The sequence below is a fragment of the Gammaproteobacteria bacterium genome, from assembly GCA_021648145.1.
GTDB lineage: Bacteria > Pseudomonadota > Gammaproteobacteria > JAADGQ01 > JAADGQ01 > S141-38.
Map to the genome: position 1 here is coordinate 15,697 of JAKITI010000021.1, position 22,264 is coordinate 37,960.

Below are 22,264 nucleotides of genomic sequence, written 5' to 3' on the forward strand. Positions count from 1 at the left end.
AATTAGACGGCATCCTCTTCATCATCAGGTATGTCAGCAGGTTGAGCAATTTCAAAATGTTTGATCATACGTCGTAAGCGAGGTCGGGAAACCCCTAATATTTCACAGGTTCGCCCTTTGTGCCAACGAGTCGCTTCGAGCACACGAATGACGTGTATTTTTTCAACCTCCTCCAATGACATTTCACACAATGAGTGGCTAATATCTCGATGGTGGTCGATGCTTTGGGGTAAAGAGTCGCTATTACTGATCTCATTGACAAGATCACAGGTGATTGTATTTCCGGGGCAGAGCGCCACCGCTTTTGCCAATACATTCTCTAACTCCCGAACATTCCCCGGCCAGCTATACTTCTGCATGTTGTCGATCACATCCATAGAGACCTGAGTGACGTTGCGGTGCATCTGTTTGTTAATGCGCGCCAGAAGGACTTGAACCAGTTCAGTGATATCCTGTTGCCGTTCTCTCAGTGGTGGTAGCTGGATCGTAACCACATGCAGACGATAGAAAAGATCCTCCCGAAAACGACCCTCTTGTACACGTTTTTCTAGGTCAGCATTGGTGGCGGCGATGACACGAGCGTTCGTTTTTTCCGTCGTTTTTCCGCCGACGGGGGTGAACTCTTTCTCTTGCAGTACACGTAAAAGTTTGGCTTGCATGGTCAGGGAGAGTTCGCTTAATTCATCGAGAAAAATAGAACCGTTATTGGCCAGAGCAAACTTTCCTTGTTGCTTGCAGACTGCACCAGTAAAGGAGCCTTTTTCATGACCGAACATCTCGGACTCAAGCAAAGTTTCGACCAGTGCGGCGCAGTTGATTGCGACAAATGACCCTGTAGAGTTATAACCCACACGGTGAATGGCACGTGCTACCAGCTCTTTTCCTGTGCCACTTTCACCTGTAATCAGTACCGTGACCGGATTGTTGGCCACCAGCCCGATCGTTTTAAATACTTCTTTCATTGCTCGGCTACGACCCACCATCGGGTTATTTTTCGCAGTGTTGCTCTCTTCCTGCTTGTGGGCGGCCAGGACGTTTTTATTGCTTGATGATAGAAGGCGGCCGATGACATCATCCAGCTCATCAATATCAATCGGTTTATGAATATAGTCATCCGCTCCGCTTTGCATGGCCTGAATGGTGCTGTCCATATCCTGAAAAGCGGTAATCATAATGACATGAATGCCAGGGATGGCACTTTTAAATTCAGGTAAGCCTTCAATGCCTGACCTGCCCGGCATACGAATATCCAGAATGACCAGATGAGGTTGATGTTTGGCGGTGGCTGCCAGCCCTTCATCCACATTGTGTGCCACAGCAACATCGTAACCTTCGCTGCTTAAATGAAGTTGCAGTGTACGGCAGCCAGCCACATCATCATCAACGATGAGTATTTTGTTACGGTTACGAGGTTGCGGCATCGCGGTAGGGGAGGTTGTCGGATAATTTTCTATCATTATTTTGTTCTCGTATAGGTGCCACTGGCAGGGTAACAGTGGCACAGGTACCACCACTTTCCGTTGCGGTCAAAGTAATGGTGGCGTGGTGTTGCTCCAATATTCTCTTGACAATCGTCAGCCCCAGGCCAGTACCTTTGGCACGGGTAGTAAAAAAAGGCTCAAATAGCTGCTCGACTTGTTCAGGTGTCATGCCTCTTCCGTTATCTTCAATATCTATTTGGACTTTAGGCAATGAGTCGATGACTTGCAATTTTGCACGGATCAAAATATTGGGTTTATGAGGCAATCCGTCAGTGGATTCCAATGCGTTAGTGATCAGGTTACTGAAGGCTTGCTGAAGCTTGATCGGGTCACCGTGCAGTGTAGGAAGCTGGGGTTGGTATTCGGTATGGATATTGGCTCCATGATCACGTACAGAGCGTTCATTGATAGCGATGGCCTGATCCAGCACTTTATTTATGTTTAGCCACTCCAGTTTGAGGTCGTCCGGCCGTGAAAACGTCAACATATCTGCCAAAATTTCTTCCATATAGAGTATCTGATCCAGTGCAATTTGTTTAAGTTCACTGGCTTCTTTGTTGCCTCCTGTCTCGGCTCGCTTACCCAGAATTTTGAGTGACATTTTTATGGAGGAGAGTGGGTTACGCAGGTCGTGGGCAATCATGGTGGCCATGCGTCCCATGGCGGCCAGCGTTTGCGCCTGAAGTAGTTCCTGGTTTTGGGTGGCGACTTTATCTGTTAGCCAGCGACGTTCGGTGATGTCCTCTTTTATGCCTAGATAGTGAGTGATCTCGCCTTGAGCATTACGGATGGGGGAGATCGTCGCTTTTTCCCAGAAAAGTTCGCCATTTTTTTTTCGGTTGTGAAAAATGCCATGCCACTCTTTGCCTGCGGAGATGGTTTCCCATAATTTTTTATACTCTTCAGGGCGAGTTTCGCCTGATTTTAGAATACTGGTATGTTTTCCAATCGCTTCATCAACAGAATAACCAGTCAACTCGGTAAATTTGTGATTGATATATTCGATGGTTCCCATTTTGTTAGATATCATAACTGGGTTGGGGCTCTGCTCTACAGCCTGAGATAGTTTGCGTAATTGCTCTTCGGCTTTATGTTGCTGGGTGATGTCTTGGCCGATGGCCGTGAGCGCTATAATTTTTCCAGCGGGTTGGTAAGAGAGCGTATTGTTCCACGAAATAAGCCGTACTTGACTGTTTTTACAGACAATGCGAGTGGTGGGAGTCGATAGGTGTGCTTTGCCGGAGATCAATTCATTGAAGAGGCGGCGTGCCCGAGCCTGATCTTCTAAAGGTAAAAAGTGATGAAACCAGTCACGGCCTAATACGGAGTCTGTATCGTATCCCGTGATTTTCAAAAAGTATTGGTTACAGTAAACAATTTTCCCCTGATTATTCAAAGTAATTGCAGCCAGTTCGATATTTTCCAGAGTTTTTCGAAAACGGTGATTGAACGCTGCTTGTTCGCGTTTGATTCGATGCTTGATACTGATCCATGCCAAAATCAGTGAACCGAGTAGAAAAAAGAGTATGGAAGCTGCATATGGCAGTGTAAGAGTCCCGATAATTTTCTGGGAAATATCCTGTAGTTTGGCGGTGGGGAGGTGAGAGATGATTTTCCAGAAACGGGGCTGATTATTGGGCAGATTATATTTCAGAGTGGTGATATATGGATTGGAGCCATTCATGTTTTGGTGAGTGTCGGGTGCAATAATATAAATTGTTGTGTAGGTATAAAGACCCGAAGAGGTATTGATTCGACCGTTGCTACTGCTGAGAATTTTTTTCCACGCCACGGGCTGTTCTTGAGCAAAAGAGCGTCCACGGCCAAATATAAAGCCCCAGTCTTTCTCAGGGTATTGACTGTTGAGCCAAAATCCATCGGCATTGACCAGGCTGACATCACCTTCAATATCTCTTGTTGCGCGCCTGAAATTACGAATCAAACGTTCGCCAAGAAAATTGAATAATAGAACGGCTCGCTTGTTTCCTGCATCATCAAAGAGCGGTGTTGCAAAGCGGATCATCGGGCTATAGGGTTGCTCAATTTCATCCTCCTCCACATTGAGGTCGAAAGGCGATATGTAAATTTCACCTTGCTCCAGTGCAGCAGCCTCTTTGATGTAATAGCGGTCACTCTTGTTCTGTAATTTTTCATCCGGTACGATCTGTGGAACACCTCGTGCATAGTTAATACGCACGATCTCCTGTCCACTTAAATCGACGACTCGGATTTGAGCGTAAAGTCTCTTTTTTTCGCTGAAGTGAAAAAATTCCCGAGCGAGAGCATGACGTGCCTGGTTATTCTCAGGTTCGTTGAGCAGTGTCTCCAACTCATTGAGCTTTGCCAAAAATGTCAGGTCAGAGATGACACTGTAAAGATCATTGTTGATCACCTCACGTGCACGATCGACATTGAGTGTTTCATGTGCCGTTAATTGTATCAGCTCAAATTTAAGGCGAGTCTGATAGTGGGTGAAGGCGGTGAAACTGACTAATAGACAAAGCGGTAAAAAAATAAGAAAAAATCGCTTGATAACTGGTTTTCGATACTCATTGGGTGTGAGTGTGACGGGCATTATCTGCAGTGCCTCGTGAGCCGTATTTGCACACGCGTCAGGTAGTCAGCAACGCTTTCTTCGGAGTGGCGCGGAATAATATATATTAATTTGGCTGCGACGAGGTGCTTGAATCTTGAACCATCACCCGCAGGTCTTGGGTTTTGTAACACATCTTGCAGATGATCTAATGTCTGTTGTGGTTCAGCGCAGTAGCGGCTCAGCGAGACCTCTTCGGTATACCAGCTTACCCAGAAAGAAATGATTAACATCACCAGTAATACGATGGCGACGATGCGTAATGGAAAAAATTTGTTTTCTGCCACGAATTTCCCCTGGAAGATATTAGCAGACATACATCCTGTGGGTCCTACGGATTTAATGCTTTTTGTATGTTATTGGCTGTGACTCGTTGCCGTTGTCCATGAGGAGTTGAGTTGTGCCGAGTTTTCTTCTGTTCCCGTAATTCTACCATCTTTTTCACCAACTGCTCTCCTCTGGCAATGCGATCACGTATTGATACGCCGCCTCGATAATTTGCTTCCAGATGAAGGCCTGGGAGTTTTTTTAGCTGTTTTTCTATTGCGGATAATCGAGCCTGATAAGCGCCATGATAAAGCGGCAACGCTTGTTGGTGGCGGTGAACTGATACCATCTCTGGCTCACCTTGCAGGTTCAGCAGTGGTCGCAGTGCTTTTATCACTTGCTCCGTCATCTGTTGTTTTGACCATTCAAATGCTTCGGGTTGTCGTGCTCCGCCTAGATAGGTCGTGAGAAGTGCCTTGCCAACAGGAGCACGGTTGGGAAAAAGGGCGCTCATCCACAGGTTGCCATTAAAGGGAAGTCTTTCAGTTTTTGGCACCAGAAAACCAGTGGCATCCAACGCATGGCCAATTTGTGAACGATCAAATCCCATATGGAGAACTGCCAGAGGTGCGTAATTAATTCCTTCCAGCAGCTCTGCCAGCTCGTTGTTGAGTGGTGCGACAGCGTTTGCGGCGACGGGTGCTGGGGTGCTTAGTACCACTTGCCGTGCTCGGCGCGTCTCTGTGCCCAGCGCTGTATTGGCAATGATAGACCAGCCTGATTTTCCGTTGGGTATCAGTTCCACCATTCGGTAACCTGTACGTAAATTGATTCCAGGCGTGGCGGCCAATGTCTGTACTAATGTTTCCATACCACCGTTAAAAGAGAAAGTTTCGGTGGTGCAGGCAGTGCGGCGGCGTAGCAGTTTGTTGATGAGCACACCCGCAGTAATGCTGCCATAACGCTGTTCCAGCCCCGTTAATCTGGGCAGGGTCGCAGCGGCGCTGGCATATTGGGCATCGGCTGCTAAAGTGCCGGCGATAAAAGGCTCCATCGCTTTTTCCAGCATCTCCAGGCCTAACCTGCGGGTGATAAATTGGCTGACGGTTTCATCTTCATGTTTGCTGGCTGGCATAAAGGGTTCTGCCAGCAGTCGTAATTTTCCTTTGAGGCTCCAGAGTGGGGAGCTGATCATGCTGCCGAGTTTCATCGGCATGGGTGTGAGCTGGCCGTTATTGAGCAGATAACGGTGTGCTTCTGATTCTGCTGAGCGATAGCTCTTCTCTTTTTCAAGATCTAATCGACGTACCAGCTCTGAGACTTCAGGTCTAAAGTTAAGCAAAAGTGATGCACTTTGCTCGGTGAGATAGCCATCTTGTCGTTCACTGCGAATCTTTCCTCCAGCACGTTCCGATGCCTCCCATACTTCAACGGACATTCCAGCTCTTACAGCCCACCAGGCTGTGGTGAGACCCGATATTCCGCCGCCAATTACAAGGAGATCAACATCATTCATTTTTTCACCTCTTGCTTCACTTTTTTGCCCGCTTTGAGTTCTGCTTTCATCTGGTCGATCAGTGATTGCCCCAATAATTCACCAGGATTTTCACGTTCTTCTACAAAATTACGGATGGTGGCAAAACGCTTGTCTGCTTCGCTATTGTTTTTCAGACGTGGAACTTTTTTACGAGCGATGGCATAAGCATCGAAGTTCAGCTCTTTTAGACCAAACCCTTTCATGCGCTTGACGGCACGCATCATGGCGCGGTTACGAAAACGAGTCAGATCGCTAGAGCTGATACAGCTTAAATCTTCACGCCTGGCGTTGAATTCAGCGGCTTTTTTGATGCCAGCACGAATGAAGTCGGGTGCTTGGCTGAGACGTTTTTGCGCTTCATCGCTCCAGGTGACTCCACCCGTAATCGGCTTTATTGCAGCTTCTACGTCCTGAAATTCTACCGTAGTGACACGCCGTTTTCTTGCGTGTTGCTCTGCCGCACCTTCCATAGCAGGTGTGACAAACAGTTGCACTTCGCGTCGTTTGTCGGCAAGAAAAGAGGCAAGGTGTTGCTCTGCATCGCTGCTCCAATCGAGTGTGCGACCCGCTTCATCTTCTGCTTCCAGCCGATTCAAAAGCTTGACGTTGACTTCAAGCCGCCCTTCAGCGCGAGCAACATCTTCGGCCACCTGCTCTACGCCTGAGCGTAAAAAAGTGGGAATATCATTCATTCGTTGTTTTGCTTCTTCAGTCCATGAAAGTGGAGCGTCGTTGCCAACCGCTTTGGATGTGCTAGGGCGTTTTGGGCCTTTGCCATTAAAACGTTGCGCTGAAAGTGTTGAAAGATGCTCGCCTGTGACTTCCGTTTCACCACGTTCTCTCACATAACTTTCGGCTCTTTTTTTGACCATTTTTCGCAAAAAACCGGGAACTCGCGTTAATCGTTGAGCCGCTTCGTCCGTCCAGGTGACATCCTCTTCTTCTTTTTCAACTAATGGCAGAATAGTGGCTCCACCTTGGGGTTGATAGCGACACCAGTTATCGCTGTCCATGATGTCACCGCCCAGTGCTAGCGGCCTGGCACGGCAGCCACCACAGAGTTTCTGATATTCACACTCACCACACTTTCCCTTGAGTTGTGGATTGCGAAGTTGCTGAAAGCCAGGGCTGTGTTGCCATGTTTCCCAAAAAGGTGTGGTGCGAATATTGGCCTCTTCATCTGGAATGTAAGGGCAGGCTGTGATGCCACCTTCAGGAGTGACACGACAATAGTGCGTGCCCGCAGGACAACCGCCGCCTTCGTAACCTTGCGCCTTTGTCAGGAGTGATTCAGGGTCAATTTGATAGGCGATTCGTTTAAAATGGGGCGCACAGCGTGCTCGGATAATTAAGTCGCTGACTCTGTTTTGAGCTTCTACCAGTTGTTTGAGAACCTGTTCGTAGGTCTGGGCAGTAATATCTGACATTGATTCGCCACGACCGGTGCAGATCAGGAAAAAGATATTCAGTACCTTGGCTCCAGTGCTGCGAGCGAACTGGATCATCTCTTCAATTTCGTGAGCGTTGGCTTCGGTGACGGAGAAGTGAACTTGAAAAGCGAGGTCTATTTTGCGGCAGGCATCCATTCCGGCCAGTGTTTTTTCCCATGCTCCGGGGCGGCCGCGAAATGCATCGTGCTGCTCTGGATCAAGAGAATCGACGCTGATTCCCACGCCCATCACACCTGCGGTTTGCAGCTCAAGGGCTCGTTTTTCATTCAACATCACGCCATTGGTGCCTACAACAATAGCGAGTCCAGCGGTTGATCCGTGCTGTACGAGTTCGGTCAGATCGCGCCGCAATAATGGTTCGCCGCCGGTGAGTACCACCATTGTTTGCTCTGAATGTGTTGCGACCTCATCCAGAAGCCCTTTGACCTCATCGGTGGTTAATTCATCCGCACTACCATGTTTGAGCGCATGCGCATCAAGGTAACAGTGATCACAGGCGAGGTTACAACGCCGTGTTAAATTGATTGCAAGTAGAAAAAGATCATTTGTGTCGGTACTGCTCTCCATAATCTAATTTTCCTACCTTATTTTTTATACATCTTTGGATCAGATTCCGAGTGGAAAATACCTTTTTCTTTCCAGTGAGCAGTGGCTTTGTCAAGAATCTCTTCCGTGACGGTCGTTATGCCATTCTGCGCCGCACACTGCTCAGTCTCTTTGATTACCATGCCGCGTACAAAGTCAGGGATTTTTTCGATGCGCTGTGCGGCGTGTTCATCCCACTGCATTTTCATCTGTTGCTTGGCTGAGCCTGCATTCCACTCGGCATATTTTTCATCAATAAGCTGTGGGGTGATGCCATCGATTTTATGGCGGGTCGCAAATGCTTCAATTCGTTGACGTGTGAGATCACGCATAAAACCGACAGGCACTTTACTCATACGTGCTTCAGCGGCGGCGCTCCAAGTGATATTTGAAGGGGCGGTGCGGGCGCGTGCAGAGCGGTCATCAGAATCAATCGAGCCTGATTCCATTGAATTCATCGCCTTTCGAGCTTGTTTGAGCCCTTGCTCTGCGACTGTAAGTGTGATTTCGTTAATATCATTTTGCTTGGCATACTGCTCTATACGATCTTTTGATGTATTACGCATAAAGCCTTCAGGAACGCGTGCTAATCGTGCTAAAGCGGCAGCTTGCCAAGTAATTTCTAAATTATCACTGGGTTCACTAGATAGCAGTTTGCTCATAAAGGGTTCAATATCAGCTTTTTTGACTCGGTTTCTGCCTTGTGACCGTGCCTTTTTTTCAGCTCGCATGCTGAGGTTGCCGCGCAATGCCAGTTCATCGACTGTTTTTAATAGTGCTGTGGCATCATCGTCCCAACGCATGACTTCGTTATTGGTGGCTCGACGTTTCAAATCACCCGCATCGTGTGCACAAACGATCTCTTCCATCGCTTGCTCTGCATGATCGGGCATCAATTCGGCAGTAGCTTCTTCCACGATACGTTCGGTGATAATCGTGTGGCCTTTCTCCTGGGCATAACGCAGGATGGCCATGCGTGCCATGGGGCGCACAAAGGAAGGAACACGCTCCATGCGACGCTCAGCTTCAATGCTCCATGATGTGGTGACTGATGCAAGACGATCCACTTCCGGCTGATGCTGACGCTGACTGAGCAGCACGGCACATTCGGCATCATGCAGCAGGTACTCGCTGTTGCCGCCGATGTCGAGTTCAGCATCAGCATGCACGCCTGTTTTTCCTAGAATGAGCAGTGATGGTTTGACCTTTTTCAGGTACTTCATGATGACATCGTGCGGTTTGCCATCAAGCAATACAGTTTCAATCTTCATGTCGTGATCAGCGGCGATTGATTCAGCGACTTTGAGATGACCTTGGTAAATCTTTGCGAGGCCGGAATCAATGATATCTTCGTGCAGTTTTTCTTGCTCCTTGAACTTGAATACTTTACCCGCCTCTTCAGATAGCACACCAGCGATTCGATTGAATGCAACGTAGTGATAGTAAGGGTCAAAAGCAGCGACGACTTTGACTTCAACATTCCATTGCCGTGCCAGCGACAGGGCAGTAAGCAGGCCGCCATAACTGCGTGACGATCCATCGACTCCTACAACGATAGGGCCTTTGTTGATGGATTGCTCTGGGTCTTTGATAATAAGGGTGTCAATATCTGAGCGACGCGCAACTCTTTGACAAACAGTTCCGAGGCGGTTGCCATGAACCGCCCCAAGACCCGCTCCTCCCATAACAAGCAATTCGTAACTACTCTTTTTGTTATTACATTCACGCACCAGTTCGCGGTAGTTTTTGCCTTCTAAAGGGCGGCGTTTGAATTCGATATTTGCATCTGCACAATCACGTTCTACCTGATCAAGGTAGGAGTCGGTAATGATGGATAGGCCGCGTGTGATGAGGTCGTCATGCACATCGCGTTGCCGTTCCAGTTCGTCTTCCATGCGAAATTCTTCTGGCAGGCCACCTTCCATCTGCTTGAAGCGAATGTCGTGAAGTTTGGCGGCATAAACGTGAGTGGCGGTGATTTTACTGTTAAAGAAACTCGCCAGTTCGAGTGCTTCCTGACGGGCTTTATTGCTATGGTCGGATGAATCTACGGCCACTAAAATGGAGTTATAGCCTGGTAGTGGGGCAGTCTCTTCCTGCTTTGTTTCTAACGCATGAGCTGTCATAGAAATTATTATCCTCTACTAATCAAAGGGGTCAGACTCGATTTTCTCGTTTCCATGCTCCTGCGTGGGAACCAGAGACAAACAAACCGTGTTAGCAGGGAATCAACTTACTCTGACCCCTTTGATTGATTCTTTAATGCATCAACCAATTCACCACAATGACTGCAACCACAATCATGTTGATGCTGAAACCAACCATTGCAATATAGTCAAAAGCGGTGAAACGGTAGCGAAAATCCTCTGGAGAGCGATTCATTATTTGCCTTTATATGCAAAATCAACGCTCTCTTTACCACCGGCACTGATCTCAACTTTTCCTTTCTTTTCACCCAGTGTGCCGTGCCATGCCCGAATCTTATATTTTCCCGCTGGAATGTTATCAATGGTGTAGCTGCCATCGGGCTTGACGACTGCGTAATAGGGGTTTTTGGCGACAAAGGTAAAACCATGCATGAAGTCATGAGCATCACACTCTAATTTCATTGAAGTGCCACGTTTCAGTTTTATTGTTTTGTCCAAGGTTTTCAGGTCTGAAGGCTGGCTGATGTTAAAGACTGTTTTTCTTACTTTGCCAATCAGCTCGTAGGTGTGAATGTTGTGCAGTACTGGGTCAGAGTTATTTATGGTCAGTTTGTCACCATTTTTCATGACACCCAGAAAAGGGCTGAACTCACATTTTTTTTGATTAAGCACTGGATTTTCAAGTTCAGCTTTGAACGCTTTACCTTCCTTGACTTTGGCTAGGTAGACAACGGTGTCATTGAGCGCACCGTTGTTAACTTTTACAAAGTCGATCAGCCGTTCGCCTGTTCCGCAAGTATCGCTATCTTTGGCTATGGGGTAACTATTGGCGACGGGATCTTTGCCACTAAAAGAGACTTTACCACTGACGCTGCCGCCATTAGCCACATCAACAACTTTATAAGCTGCATGTGCACTTAATGGTAAGGCTGCCGCAGTGATGAGTGAAAGTGCTATGACTGATTTTTTCATTTTTATCATTCCTCTTATTAATTTTGAATCAATATTTTTCAGGCTGCTGGTTTTAAGACTCCTTCCAGCATCTCGATGGTGAAACGGCGTTCAAGGCTGTTTTTTGATTCATTGAGCTGCTTTAAAAGCCTGGCTTCTGCCAACTCTGAATCAAGTCGTCGCAAGGCGCTTCCCATACCCTCCGCATCGCCTCCTGTGCTGGTAAGACCCACCTGAATAATGCGCTCTACCACATTTTGGCGATATTGGTGGTCACCAATATTCTGCCCTAGACCAGCAACTGCCTGAGCCGCATTGCGACGAACGATGGGGTGCTCGTCATCCAGTCTTTCAAGCAGTGCTTCAACGACTGTTTCGTAATTGATGTGATCAACGGGTGAGGTTTGTTCGCGCATTGGGATTTTATTGGCTTGCAGCAGCTGAACCAGTGAATCAATGATTTGAGAGCGCAGCATGGGCGCTTCATCGTTCAGCTTTTCAAGCAAAGAAGGGGTCGCATTTTGGTTGGCCATGATACCCAGTGCTTTGGCACTGACGATCTGTAGCGGGGGTTCACCAAAATAGAGGCGGTGTGTGATCGGCCCCATAGCATTTGCTAGGCCTGCGGTCTCAGGTGCTGTCATGGCAATGCGGGTAAGAGAGTCGATGGCATCAATCTGTACATCAGTGGATTCATTTTGCAGCGCATCCAGCAGAGCGTAGACCACTTCGGGTCGGGCGCATTCGCCAAGAATACGCGCACTGAGTGAGCGTACGTCTGTTTTGATATCCAGTATTTTTGGTTTGCAAAGTGTCTTGAATTTTTCACGATCACTCTCTACCAGGTGCAAATATTCGTCGAGTCTTGATGCATCTTCAACATCGGGCAGTGATTCAGGGGTGGGTAGATCGCCTGTGTCTGCACGGCTGGTTTTCTGTTGAATGGCTGCTTCCTCGCCCTCCATGATAATGGCATCCAGAGTGGAGGTAATGATGGGAGTCTCTTCTGCTTTTTCTTCTTCGACTAACTCTTCAATGATACCTTGTGGCTCTTCGTCTGAAATTTCTTCGCTCTCTATTTTTTCGTCGTCACCGAGTTTAATCTCTCCTCGAAGTGCAGCGATCACAATGGCAAGAGAGGCTGGTATCTGCTCTGATATACTGGAGGCATTACGAGCCAGCTCCATTAAAGCACTCAAGGCTGAAAGACGAACGACTTGATCGCTGTCAGCCAGTGATTTTGTCAGGTTTGCGAGTACCAGAGCGCTTTCTTCATTACGTTTTCCCAGAGCGAGCGCTGCTTCCCGGCGCACCATAGGCTCTTGATGATGATCCATCAGTACCACCACAAGCGCTTGTTCTGTTTTAGGGTCTTTCAAGTTTCCGGCCAGCTTGCATGCTGCCGAGGCAACTTCGATGTGAGGCTCTACGACTCTTTTCAGGAGGATCTCTTGCAGAGTTTTGCTATTCAGATCGCTGATCGGCAGTAGATCAGAAGCGACTCCCAGTGCTGTTGCGCGTACTAATGGATCGTTATCATTGATCAGCTCCAGCAAAGTATCTGGTTCTATGGCTGATTTGCTAGAGATGTCATGATCACTGCCTAATCGGGACATGGCCATCATTACCGACTGACGTACACTATTGGATGAGTCTTTCAGCATCAGCAAGAGCGCTGCCACAGGGGCTCCACTCTTGTGCTGTGCCAATGCTTCGACAGCACTGCTACGTACTGAGTCATCAGAATCTTTCAGTGCTTCTAATAGAGCGGTTGAGCTTTCTGGTGATGTGGAACTCGCAAGTGCTTTTACAGCACGGCGGCGCTGACGTGGTTTACCGCTTATCAATTGATCAATCACGGCTGTTTCACCTGCGCCACCGATAGTGATAAGCGCAGTGAACAGTTCATCTTCAATATCCTGGCTAATTTCATCTTCATCTTTAAGGAGTGTCACCAGCGTAGGAACAGCTTCGGCAATTTTCATTTTCCCCAGCGCTTTCACCGCTTCGCGTTGCATATCCCACCAGCAATCCCAATCACCTTCATCATCCCATTCGAGGTTTTCAGGTTTTGCCAGAGCTATCTCTATCAGGTGGGGCGCAACTTCGGTATTGCCGATGCTGCCCAGAGCCGTGACCACTGCGGTTTTGACATCACCATCGGGATCGTTAGTCAGGGAGTCGATGAGTGGTTCAATGGCGCTGGAATCAGCCAGTTGTCCGAGTGCGTTGATGGCATCTAGGCAGACATCAATATCTTCATCGCGCAGCCTTTCAACCAGATCAGAGACAACGGATGAATTCCCCAGTATCCCCAGCGTGCGGCACGAACAACAGCGATCCAGTTCATCTCCGGTATTTAAAAGGTTGCGTATGGCGGTCACTGTTTTTGAACTGCTTGTCATAATTTTAAGTGCTCTATTTCGTGAACGTAATATTTAAGAGGAAGAGTGCATGTAATGTGCCAGTTTGTAGAATTACGTTTTTTTTGCGAATGATTGATGGCTAAAACCAACTTTAGACAGCTTTATCTCTTTGGTTTTAAAGATTTTTTATGGGTTAAATAGGCGGGTAGTTTTAGACAGTTTATAGAGAGCACTTATTTAATTTTGGCTCGATCAATCTGAATGATTTATTCACTCATTCTTTGTGATTAAGAAAAACAATAGAACGATACGTTCAATTTATGTCGGTAACTCAATTTGTTCCAGTCAGATTGAGAGAATGGAATGCTTCGTTCAATAAGCTGAAAGCAGGGCAATACTCTATTCTCTTTTTGAGATCTATTTTTTCTAATTTAAATAAGATGTTACAAAAATTTCTATTGATTTTTTAACCATTGGCATAGGTGTTGCTTGTCGTTTGTGTAAATACTGTTTTTATGTGCTGCTAAGTCAGTCGGGAGGGGTAGGTTGAGTAAGGTCGATGATAAAAGTGCCGAGCAAGCCAGTGGTGATACCGGTTACCGCACGACATGGGGGACAAAACTGTTTTGGGGTGTGTTGATCGGATTGCTGGTTTTTTTCTGGTGGTTGTTGATCTACTCCCATGGAATCGAAGTGAGTCACTAATAAATGTATAAGAATCTAGAGGTCAGTTAATGGATATCAAACAAGTAAAAGTCTGGGTGGGTGCGTTCCTTGTGGTGTTGCTTTTTTTCTACGGGCTCGATCATTTTGTGATGAGTATTCAGGGTCTGCCTCTGAACCTTGATATGACCCCTGCACAATAAAATAGGCCTTGGAGTATTTTATGAAAAGAGGACTGTTCAGACCGGCTATCGTAGCCCCTTTTCTCCTGCTACTGATGGCGGCACTGACGCTCGGTGCGTTTAGTGGTGTGGATGGTGGTCATAGTGTAATCAGTGATTTGCATGTAGCTGAGGCAACAGAGAGCGGTATCGCTGAAACCGAACTTAAAGCCGCACCTAAACTGGGGGCTGGAGATTATCCAGATATCGGTGCCAGTAGTCGCTCCATCGTTTGGGTATTGGCTCAAATGCATCTCTATTTTGGGGCATTGGTGCTGTCGGTACCGCTATTTGTTCTTGTGATTGAGTTGATGGGCGTGAAAACCGGCGATGCTCGTTATGATGACATGGCGCACGAGTTCATGAAAATCTGCATCACGGCCTACTCGATTACGGCACTTTTTGGCGGGTCACTGTCACTGGCGCTGTTTCTGCTCTATCCCGACTTTATGGCCTACATGATGAGGGTGTTCGGGGCGCAGATGATGGTCTATGCCATACTTTTTTTCATGGAAAGTGCGGTGCTTTACATCTATTACTACGGCTGGAATGCACTCCGCTACGGCAATGCTAAATGGGTTCACCTTTCGCTCGGATTACTGCTCAATGGTGTCGGTTTGACGCTGATGGTGGTCGCCAATTCATGGGCGACATTTATGATGGCACCTTCAGGAGTGAATGAAGTGGGTGCGGTGATCGGCAATATCTGGGAAGTCATGAAAGGACCGCTGTGGAATCCGATTAACTTACACCGATTTATTGCCAATATTGCTTTTGGTGGCGCAGTGGTGGGGGCTTATGCGGCTTATAAATGTCTGGCTGCTCGCACGGCAGAGGAGAAAGCGCATTATGACTGGATGGGCTACACCTCTAATTTTATTGCGGTACTGGCATTTCTGCCCTTGCCGTTCGCGGGCTACTGGTTGATGGCTGAAATATATGCCTATTCTCAGCAGATGGGAATTACTGCGATGGGCGGTATTCTCGCTTGGTTGTTTATTGTGCAGGCGGTGTTGATCGGTACGATTTTACTGGCGGCAAACTATTATCTTTGGTCGGGCATGTCGCGCAACGCGGGGGCTGATCGCTACAAAGGTGCGATTAAATATATTGCTATTGTTATCACCGCCTGTTTTCTTATCTGGGTAACTCCCCATACACTGATTTTGACTTCAGCAGAGTCGGCGGCACTGGGTGGCAGTCACCACGGTATCTTGGGGCCGCTGGGTATTATGCCAGCGAAGAATGTGGCGGTGAATTTGATGTTGATTTTCACCTTTCTCTCTTTTCAGCTCTATAACCGCTCGAATAAAGAGTTCACCGTTCCATGGGTGAACACGGGTAATGCCATTATGGTCGCCATCTACGTTGTGGCTGTGGTGAATATCATTTTTGTCGGTGTCTATTACGGTTACTTTTCTAATACCGTTTATAAAGTGGGTTCCAGTGTGATTCAGGTTGCTTCGACGCTGGTGGTGATTATCGCCGGTGTGGTGATTGATGCCATGATGTCGAAGGGCGCGAAGAAAACACCATCGCGTTGGGGGCAGGTGAGTGATCGCTCACAATATGCACTCTTTGCGTTGCCTATTGCCTTTACTTGGCTGATGGCATTGATGGGTTATGTGCGCTCTTCAGTACGCACCCATTGGCACGTTTACACCGTGATGAAAGATGGTTCGCCAGATAATTACATTCCTACTATTGGCTATGCAGGCAATATGATTACGATTACCACAGTGCTCTTTGTATTGCTGGTGCTCTTTGTTTTCTGGATTGCATCGCTCAGTGGGCAGCGCCAGATACCGCCGATTCAGCTGTCACCCACAACAAAGACCGTGCGTGAAGGGGGTGGAGTGTGAGTGATCCTACGGAGCATAAAACTGCGAGTTCAGGTTCGGTCTTGGTAAAAACGATGGGCTTTAGCCTGTTTCTGATTATAGTCTTCACTCTGTTTACTAATCTGTTGCCACAGGTTGAAGGGGAAGCGCCGGTCGATAAAGAGGTGGATATCGGGGCTTTGACGATGGAGTCATTTGTCGAGCTGGGAGAAGAGCTGTTCCACGGCAAGGGAACATGTTCGCTTTGTCATAACGACCTGGGGCGTGCGCCCGATATTCTGGTGCTTGATATGACGGCAACGTCCAAAAAGCATTTAGCCGATGAGCGTTATGAGGGAACGGCGACCGATGATGGCTCTTATCTTCTCGAATCATTGGTGAACCCTGGCATCTATGTCGTGGCTGGTTTTGGTAAAAAAGGCAGCAACGATACGGAATCCCAAATGCCTGCGGTAGATAAAGCGCCCATTGAACTTACAGCACTTGAAATGGATGCCGTGATCGCTTTTATGCAGGCGAAGGATGGCAATGATGTGACGGTATCACTGCCGAGTGAAGCGCCCGCAGCTTCCACGACCGCTGAGGCATCACCCAAAGCCGCGCAGTCGGCGGAAGAGGTTATTGCCAAACTGGGTTGCGCGGCATGTCATTCGTTAGAAGGTTCTGATGTATTGTTGGGTCCTTCACTACAGGGCATAGGCAGTCGCTTGAGTGTTGAAGAGATCAGGCAAAGCATTATTGACCCTGAAGCCGTCATACCCGATGGGTTTGAAGGCGGCATGATGCCCGCCACTTTTGCTGAGCAGGTGACGGCTAAAGAGATGGAAATGATGGTTCAATTTTTAGCGAAGCAGAAATGAAGTATTTAATGGGGGTCATTTAATGAAAGGTTTTAAGATTCCGGCATTTTGGCAAGCGGTACTGTTTACTATATTCGCTTATTTGGTATTCGATAACGCTTTTCCACCGCTGTTGCCCCAGACGCTGATGATTCAATACATGATCATCACCATCGTCGGCGTGTTGCTCTATTTTTCGTATGACGAAGAGCGCTGGAGTGAGTTTAAGTCACCGATTCTGAATGTGCTCAGAAAGCCGGAGTTGTCTGTTGTGCGCTGGGCGTATCTGATTTTTATCCCTCTATTGGTGGGTTACGTGACCTACGGCATGGTCAAACCCTCCATTGATGCGCCAGTGGAGCTGCGTCAAGTTCACCCGGCTCCGCCTGCATTTGTGAAGGTTTATGGCAATAAATATGATCTGGCCACACTGGAAAATCCGTTGCGCACTGAAATTCTGGAGCAGATGGAGTCTGAGCCAGAAGCCGCCTGGGAACGTTACGATGAAGTGATTGCCGCAGGTTCTGAAATCTATTATCAGAACTGTTTTTATTGTCATGGTGATCTGCTGGATGGTAAGGGGCACTATGCCAGTGGCTTTAATCCAAAACCGGCTAATTTCCAGGATGTGGGCACGATTGCCCAGTTGCAAGAGTCATATCTTTTCTGGCGTATCACGACCGGTGGCCCCGGGCTGCCTAAAGAGGGAACGCCGTGGAACTCTGCGATGCCGGTCTGGCATGAGATGCTTGATGAAGAGCAGGTATGGCAAGTGGTCACCTTTCTTTTTGACTACGTTGAGCAAGTTCCTAGGATTTGGGATCAGGATATTTCCAGAGCAGTGACTGGAATGAAAGGCAAGGTATCAAAAGAGCGTAAAGGGCAGATGGGAATGGCGCTTTATAAACAGCGTTGTCTGGTGTGTCATGGCGAGCAGGGAATGGGCGATGGCGCCGCGACGGACTATCTTTATCCCAAACCGCGTGACTTTTCATTGGGGCTTTTTAAATACAAAACGACGCCAGGTACAACGTTGCCAAAAGATAGCGATCTCTTCGACATCATTAAATTTGGGCTTTTCCCGAGTACCGGTATGCCGGGCTGGGATACATTGATGAGTGATGAGCAGATTCGCAGCCTGATTCCAATCATCAAAGGTTTCGATATGACCGCAGCATGGGCACCGGAAGATGCCGATGATGAAGCGTTCGATGACGATGGCTATTACCTTAAAGATGATTATGTGCAGATCACTGCAAATGAACCACTGGATGGGCAGGTTGCTTTCAGTGATGAGTCGGTGGCGCAAGGTGAAACAGTTTTTAAAGAGATTTGTGGTAAGTGTCATGGTCTGGAAGGACGCGGTAACATTACATCGGGCAAGAAACTGGAAGATGATTGGGGCAACCGCCTCTGGCCTCGTGATTTGACAAAGCCGTGGACATGGCGCATCAGCAATGTGGCAGGAGGGGATGACAAGTCGCGCAGTGAGACAATCCAGAGAATTTATAGCCGTCTTTCTATCGGCATACCCGGCACACCGATGCCTGCTCATCGAGCCACAGAAGAGGGCAATCAAGATTCCGTTTCAATTGATGATCGCTGGCATATCGCCAATTTCGTTTACAGTTTGAGAGAAACCACGGTGCAGCCTAACGACGAGCCAGTGGTGCGAGGGCAGAAAGTAGAAGGTGCGCTGCCTGATGATCCAGCAGCCGAAGCCTGGGTTAATGCGCCCGCAGTCACGCTGGCTCTTGTGCCGAATATGATTAAGGAAGAGCGTCTTTTTACACCGCTGAGTGATGCCGTCACCGTACGGGTACTCTATAACGATGATGAAATTGCTTTTCTGATGGATCTGAATGATCGCACTGATAGCCGCCCAGGTGAACCCGTGGCGACACAGATTCATGATGACTCTCTGGATATGCACTCTGATGCATTGGCGATTCAGTTTCCCAAAGCAGAGTCGTTTGAAACTTCACCCGTCGTGATTAAACCGCTCTACCGACATGGTGACAGCGCTCGCCCCACCACAATGTGGTATTGGAATGCGGGCAGCGTCGAGCCTGTAATGACTGAGCGGGTCGCTCTGCTTGATGCCAGTGGCCCTGATCAGAAGCTTGAGATGCGAAAAGGCGATGATAGTTTAACTGCCACAGGGCAATGGCAGGATGGTCGTTGGCAAGTGATGATGAAGCGGCCACGTCAAGGAAATGAAGAGTCGGGTGATGTCAGTTTCAATGAAGGTGATTTCATCCCCATCTCTTTTGCCAACTGGGATGGAAATAATGGCGAGATTGGAGCGCGTCATACGTTAACGACCTGGTATTGGCTGGTGTTGCCTGAGAGCCCTGACTTGATGAAGGTTTATGGAATTCCTGCTGGAGTTGCAATCCTGATGTTATTGACTGGGTTGTTGCTGGTGCGCAGTCAGGGGCGAAAAAAGGAGGTGTAATCTGGGAAGAGGGTGGCGTGAAGGGCATCGGTTTTGGTGAACAAAAATAGAGCAGGGAACATACGCACCCTATAGCAGCACATCCGTATGAAGCTCTTTTAGTGATATTGCAGAACGGTTACCCATTTCTCCTTGCTGTAACTTTCACCATTTTCGGTGCCCTTCAGGCTATCTTCGGATTCATGGTGTTGTTGAGTAGAGCTTGTATAAATTTTATTCAGGGATTGAACTTATTAATTTCAATTTCTTTAACAATTCTATAGTGTTTATTATTGCCAGTGAGCAAAGGAATGCCATGAGATACCGCCGTTGCTCCAATTAAAGCATCTGCGAGTTGCATTGAATGGCTCAAATAATGTTGTTCAACATAAAACATGGCTTTGCTGGAAATTTCTTCGGTAATGTAGATGATTTTTGTATTCCATGCCTTTAAGGATTTTCGCAACAAGATTAATTCATGCTTGCTTCTCATGCCTTGAACAAGCTCCATGTATGTGACTACCGAGATTTTGAAACGATTACTTTTATTGAGCGCTTCATAAGCTTTTTGGTTTCCACGCATATACCAAATAATAATATCGGTATCAATTAGCATTGAATCTGCCCTTTCTTATATCTCTTACATAATGATCTACATCTTCTGTTTGTTCATTATCTTTCCATACTCCAAATAGCTCATCTGTATTTGTTAATTCGTTATCATCCTCAATGGGCACTAACTTGGCACAAGGCTTGCCACGATATGTAATAACGACCTCTTCACCCCTTTTTACTGTGTTAAGTAACTCAGCGGAGTGGAATCTTAAATCTTTTGCAGTTGCTTCCATTTCATGTCTCTTCTAGGATTGTTTGCATTTTAAAATGTAAACTTTGGTTGAAAAAAAGTCAAGTAAGATTGGTACTTTAATAATTGCCGAGTCCCTTGCATATTGTTCCCACTTCAATGCCGCCAGTGGGTACTCAAGTACTGCGTGAGTTTTCTATCAAAAGCAACAGAAAAAAATTAGAGCATATATTGTGCTATGATGAATGCATGTGAACGCAGGAGAATCACAATGACTACAACTATGACGCTTCGTCTTGATGATGAAACCAATGATCGTCTTTCAAATTTAGCGGGAGCGACTGATCGCTCTAAGGCATATCTGGCTACGCAAGCACTCAAATTATTTTTAGCTAATAATGAATGGCAAGTCCAGGAAATTAAAGAGGCCGTAGCTGAAGCTGATATTGCTGCCCCAGATCAGTTTGTTGATAATGATACGGTTATGGCCTGGATGGAAACCTGGGGAACTGACCACGAGAGCCAACCGCCATTGTGATGAAGGTTGTCTGGTTTAAAAGAGCTATTTGGGATTTGAAATCGGCAAAAGACTATATAATCCAGGACAACCCTCAAGCGGCTCAAAACATAGTGCAGAGGATCAAAGACAAGGTTGCTTTACTAAGTGAGCAGCCAGGTATTGGAAGACTGGGGCGAGTATCAAACACAAAAGAGCTGGTTGTGGATAAAACCTCATTTATTTTACCGTATCGGGTGCGTGATAATAAAATTGAAATCTTGCGAGTGTTTCACACTTCAAGACGTTGGCCAAAGAAAATTTAGACAACAAACAAAAGCCAAAGACCGTTGAATGTAGCTTGTGTGGACTTCTGTGATCCAGCTGAGTTTTCTAGGATAATACGCAATGCCCCAGCAGCGTGGCGTAGATAGAAAATCAAATAAGTACAGTGCTTTTATACGGAATCAATAACCCCTTTGATTCGATATTTAATGGATTTATGGATTAAATCGTAGCATAGTCAATCCCTTATTGTTTTCAGATGAAAATATAAAGGGATTTTTTAATGGGAAAAATTGCCGCTCAGTTTATTGCTCATAGACGAAAAAATGGGGAAGAGCAGTTGCTTGTTAAGCATCTTGCTGAGGTTGGTGAGATTGCCGCTCAACTAGCATCAAAGATCGGTGTGTCTGATGTGGGGACATTAGTTGGATTGCTCCATGATATGGGCAAATTTAGTGCGGACTTTCAATCATACATAGGCTCAGCCACTGGGAAAATCAAGTTTGGCGAAGAAAATTACGTTGATTTTGATGGCCTAAAGGGCAAGATTGATCACTCAAGTGCCGGAGCACAGTGGGCATGGAAAGCGTGCCAAAAATGGGGGCCACAGGGGCAGCTGATTGGTCAGATATTGGCGTTGTGTATTGCATCTCACCACAGTGGTTTGATCGATTGTTTGAAGCCAGAGGGTGAGAACAGTTTTTCGGTCAGAATGGGTAAGCCGGATGACAAAACCCATAAAAATGAATCGCTGAACAGTGCGCCGGAAGAGTATGTTAAAAAACTGGAAGCACTGCTTAACAAGGAGTTAATCCAAAACGTATTCGGGCGACTAAAAACAGTTTCTCAGGCACCTAATAAATCCATCCGGTCATTCAATATTGGTTTTTTCACTCGACTGTTATTTAGCTGCCTGATCGATGCAGATCGTATGAACAGCGCAGATTTTGAATGCCCTGAAAACAAACAACATAGAAGCAATCAGTCCGTTGAGTGGGCGATAGCGATCAAACGGCTTGAGCACGCAATCAGTGAGCTGGACGGCGACAAGCCCATTGATGAGTTGCGGCGACAGATTTCCAATACCTGCCGGGATCGGGCACAGGATGCACAAGGAATCTATACGCTTACAGTACCTACTGGTGGCGGAAAAACCTATGCCAGCTTGCGTTCCCCCTGTGTCAGGCTAGTTGTCGCCTCTAATTTTCATATAGAGGTAGAGAGAAATGAGAAGAAACTTCACAAAATCATTTAAAATTCAGGCCGTAGAAAAAGCACTGGGTCGAAGTGAAGAAACAA

The 22,264-nt window shown here is 47.0% G+C and carries 17 protein-coding genes; 7 read left to right on the plus strand and 10 right to left on the minus strand.

What is annotated here, in order from left to right; all coding sequences use genetic code 11:
• Positions 1-2: 2 nt before the first annotated feature.
• From L3J70_11630 to L3J70_11665, 8 genes are all read right to left on the minus strand, one after another.
• A complete protein-coding gene (locus tag L3J70_11630; protein ID MCF6237001.1) occupies positions 3-1,457 on the minus strand; it encodes a sigma-54 dependent transcriptional regulator in 1,455 nt (484 codons plus the stop codon).
• Positions 1,405-4,056, minus strand: coding sequence for a PAS domain S-box protein (locus L3J70_11635; protein MCF6237002.1), 2,652 nt, complete (start codon positions 4,054-4,056; stop codon positions 1,405-1,407). Before L3J70_11635 ends, L3J70_11630 begins: the two co-directional genes overlap by 53 nt.
• The gene (locus L3J70_11640; GenBank protein ID MCF6237003.1) at positions 4,056-4,361 is read right to left on the minus strand and encodes a hypothetical protein; all 306 of its coding nucleotides are present in this window, start codon (positions 4,359-4,361) and stop codon (positions 4,056-4,058) included. The genes L3J70_11635 and L3J70_11640 overlap by 1 nt, the downstream gene beginning before the upstream one ends.
• A gap of 44 nt (positions 4,362-4,405) precedes the next feature.
• On the minus strand, positions 4,406-5,857 hold the full coding sequence (gene hemG, locus L3J70_11645) for a protoporphyrinogen oxidase (GenBank protein MCF6237004.1): 1,452 nt from the start codon (positions 5,855-5,857) through the stop codon (positions 4,406-4,408).
• Positions 5,854-7,896: a radical SAM protein gene (locus L3J70_11650; GenBank protein ID MCF6237005.1), complete on the minus strand. Its 2,043-nt coding sequence runs from the start codon at positions 7,894-7,896 to the stop codon at positions 5,854-5,856. The genes hemG and L3J70_11650 overlap by 4 nt, the downstream gene beginning before the upstream one ends.
• Before the next feature lie 17 nt (positions 7,897-7,913).
• Positions 7,914-10,040 carry a universal stress protein gene (locus tag L3J70_11655; protein MCF6237006.1) on the minus strand — a complete coding sequence of 709 codons (2,127 nt, stop codon included), beginning with the start codon at positions 10,038-10,040 and terminating at the stop codon, positions 7,914-7,916.
• 255 nt (positions 10,041-10,295) lie between these two features.
• Positions 10,296-11,033, minus strand: coding sequence for a carboxypeptidase regulatory-like domain-containing protein (locus L3J70_11660; protein MCF6237007.1), 738 nt, complete (start codon positions 11,031-11,033; stop codon positions 10,296-10,298).
• A gap of 38 nt (positions 11,034-11,071) precedes the next feature.
• The gene (locus L3J70_11665) at positions 11,072-13,417 is read right to left on the minus strand and encodes a HEAT repeat domain-containing protein (protein MCF6237008.1); all 2,346 of its coding nucleotides are present in this window, start codon (positions 13,415-13,417) and stop codon (positions 11,072-11,074) included.
• Positions 13,418-13,924: 507 nt separating this feature from the next.
• On the opposite strand from L3J70_11665, the gene L3J70_11670 reads away from it, so the two are divergent.
• From L3J70_11670 to L3J70_11685, 4 genes are all read left to right on the plus strand, one after another.
• Positions 13,925-14,083, plus strand: coding sequence for a hypothetical protein (locus L3J70_11670; GenBank protein MCF6237009.1), 159 nt, complete (start codon positions 13,925-13,927; stop codon positions 14,081-14,083).
• A 181-nt stretch (positions 14,084-14,264) separates the two neighbouring features.
• Positions 14,265-16,124 carry a cytochrome ubiquinol oxidase subunit I gene (locus L3J70_11675; protein MCF6237010.1) on the plus strand — a complete coding sequence of 620 codons (1,860 nt, stop codon included), beginning with the start codon at positions 14,265-14,267 and terminating at the stop codon, positions 16,122-16,124.
• Entirely contained in the window at positions 16,121-16,963 is an 843-nt protein-coding gene (locus tag L3J70_11680; GenBank protein MCF6237011.1) for a c-type cytochrome, read from the plus strand. The genes L3J70_11675 and L3J70_11680 overlap by 4 nt, the downstream gene beginning before the upstream one ends.
• A gap of 22 nt (positions 16,964-16,985) precedes the next feature.
• On the plus strand, positions 16,986-19,400 hold the full coding sequence (locus tag L3J70_11685; protein ID MCF6237012.1) for a c-type cytochrome: 2,415 nt from the start codon (positions 16,986-16,988) through the stop codon (positions 19,398-19,400).
• A 217-nt stretch (positions 19,401-19,617) separates the two neighbouring features.
• Here L3J70_11685 and L3J70_11690 read toward each other — a convergent pair whose 3' ends face one another.
• Positions 19,618-19,995, minus strand: a complete 378-nt coding sequence (locus L3J70_11690; GenBank protein ID MCF6237013.1) for a type II toxin-antitoxin system VapC family toxin — start codon at positions 19,993-19,995, stop codon at positions 19,618-19,620.
• The gene (locus L3J70_11695; GenBank protein ID MCF6237014.1) at positions 19,985-20,227 is read right to left on the minus strand and encodes a type II toxin-antitoxin system prevent-host-death family antitoxin; all 243 of its coding nucleotides are present in this window, start codon (positions 20,225-20,227) and stop codon (positions 19,985-19,987) included. Before L3J70_11695 ends, L3J70_11690 begins: the two co-directional genes overlap by 11 nt.
• Positions 20,228-20,455: 228 nt before the next feature.
• Here L3J70_11695 and L3J70_11700 point away from each other — a divergent pair, with 228 nt between their 5' ends.
• The 3 genes from L3J70_11700 to L3J70_11710 all read left to right on the plus strand — a co-directional run bounded on the left by L3J70_11700 (position 20,456) and on the right by L3J70_11710 (position 22,220).
• The gene (locus L3J70_11700; GenBank protein MCF6237015.1) at positions 20,456-20,722 is read left to right on the plus strand and encodes a CopG family ribbon-helix-helix protein; all 267 of its coding nucleotides are present in this window, start codon (positions 20,456-20,458) and stop codon (positions 20,720-20,722) included.
• Positions 20,722-21,006 (plus strand): type II toxin-antitoxin system RelE/ParE family toxin, encoded by a 285-nt coding sequence (locus tag L3J70_11705; protein ID MCF6237016.1) that lies wholly within the window; start codon positions 20,722-20,724, stop codon positions 21,004-21,006. The genes L3J70_11700 and L3J70_11705 overlap by 1 nt, the downstream gene beginning before the upstream one ends.
• A 242-nt stretch (positions 21,007-21,248) precedes the next feature.
• Positions 21,249-22,220 (plus strand): CRISPR-associated endonuclease Cas3'', encoded by a 972-nt coding sequence (locus L3J70_11710; protein MCF6237017.1) that lies wholly within the window; start codon positions 21,249-21,251, stop codon positions 22,218-22,220.
• Positions 22,221-22,264: the final 44 nt, after the last annotated feature.

Excerpts from the sequence above, each read along its gene's own strand:
- L3J70_11630 (MCF6237001.1), bottom strand. The coding sequence starts at position 1,457 with ATGATAGAAAATTATCCGACAACCTCCCCTACCGCGATGCCGCAACCT.
- L3J70_11635 (MCF6237002.1), bottom strand. The coding sequence starts at position 4,056 with ATGCCCGTCACACTCACACCCAATGAGTATCGAAAACCAGTTATCAAG.
- hemG (MCF6237004.1), bottom strand. The coding sequence starts at position 5,857 with ATGAATGATGTTGATCTCCTTGTAATTGGCGGCGGAATATCGGGTCTC.
- L3J70_11650 (MCF6237005.1), bottom strand. The coding sequence starts at position 7,896 with ATGGAGAGCAGTACCGACACAAATGATCTTTTTCTACTTGCAATCAAT.
- L3J70_11655 (MCF6237006.1), bottom strand. The coding sequence starts at position 10,040 with ATGACAGCTCATGCGTTAGAAACAAAGCAGGAAGAGACTGCCCCACTA.
- L3J70_11660 (MCF6237007.1), bottom strand. The coding sequence starts at position 11,033 with ATGAAAAAATCAGTCATAGCACTTTCACTCATCACTGCGGCAGCCTTA.
- L3J70_11665 (MCF6237008.1), bottom strand. The coding sequence starts at position 13,417 with ATGACAAGCAGTTCAAAAACAGTGACCGCCATACGCAACCTTTTAAAT.
- L3J70_11675 (MCF6237010.1), top strand. The coding sequence starts at position 14,265 with ATGAAAAGAGGACTGTTCAGACCGGCTATCGTAGCCCCTTTTCTCCTG.
- L3J70_11685 (MCF6237012.1), top strand. The coding sequence starts at position 16,986 with ATGAAAGGTTTTAAGATTCCGGCATTTTGGCAAGCGGTACTGTTTACT.
- L3J70_11690 (MCF6237013.1), bottom strand. The coding sequence starts at position 19,995 with ATGCTAATTGATACCGATATTATTATTTGGTATATGCGTGGAAACCAA.
- L3J70_11695 (MCF6237014.1), bottom strand. The coding sequence starts at position 20,227 with ATGGAAGCAACTGCAAAAGATTTAAGATTCCACTCCGCTGAGTTACTT.
- L3J70_11700 (MCF6237015.1), top strand. The coding sequence starts at position 20,456 with ATGACTACAACTATGACGCTTCGTCTTGATGATGAAACCAATGATCGT.
- L3J70_11705 (MCF6237016.1), top strand. The coding sequence starts at position 20,722 with ATGAAGGTTGTCTGGTTTAAAAGAGCTATTTGGGATTTGAAATCGGCA.
- L3J70_11710 (MCF6237017.1), top strand. The coding sequence starts at position 21,249 with ATGGGAAAAATTGCCGCTCAGTTTATTGCTCATAGACGAAAAAATGGG.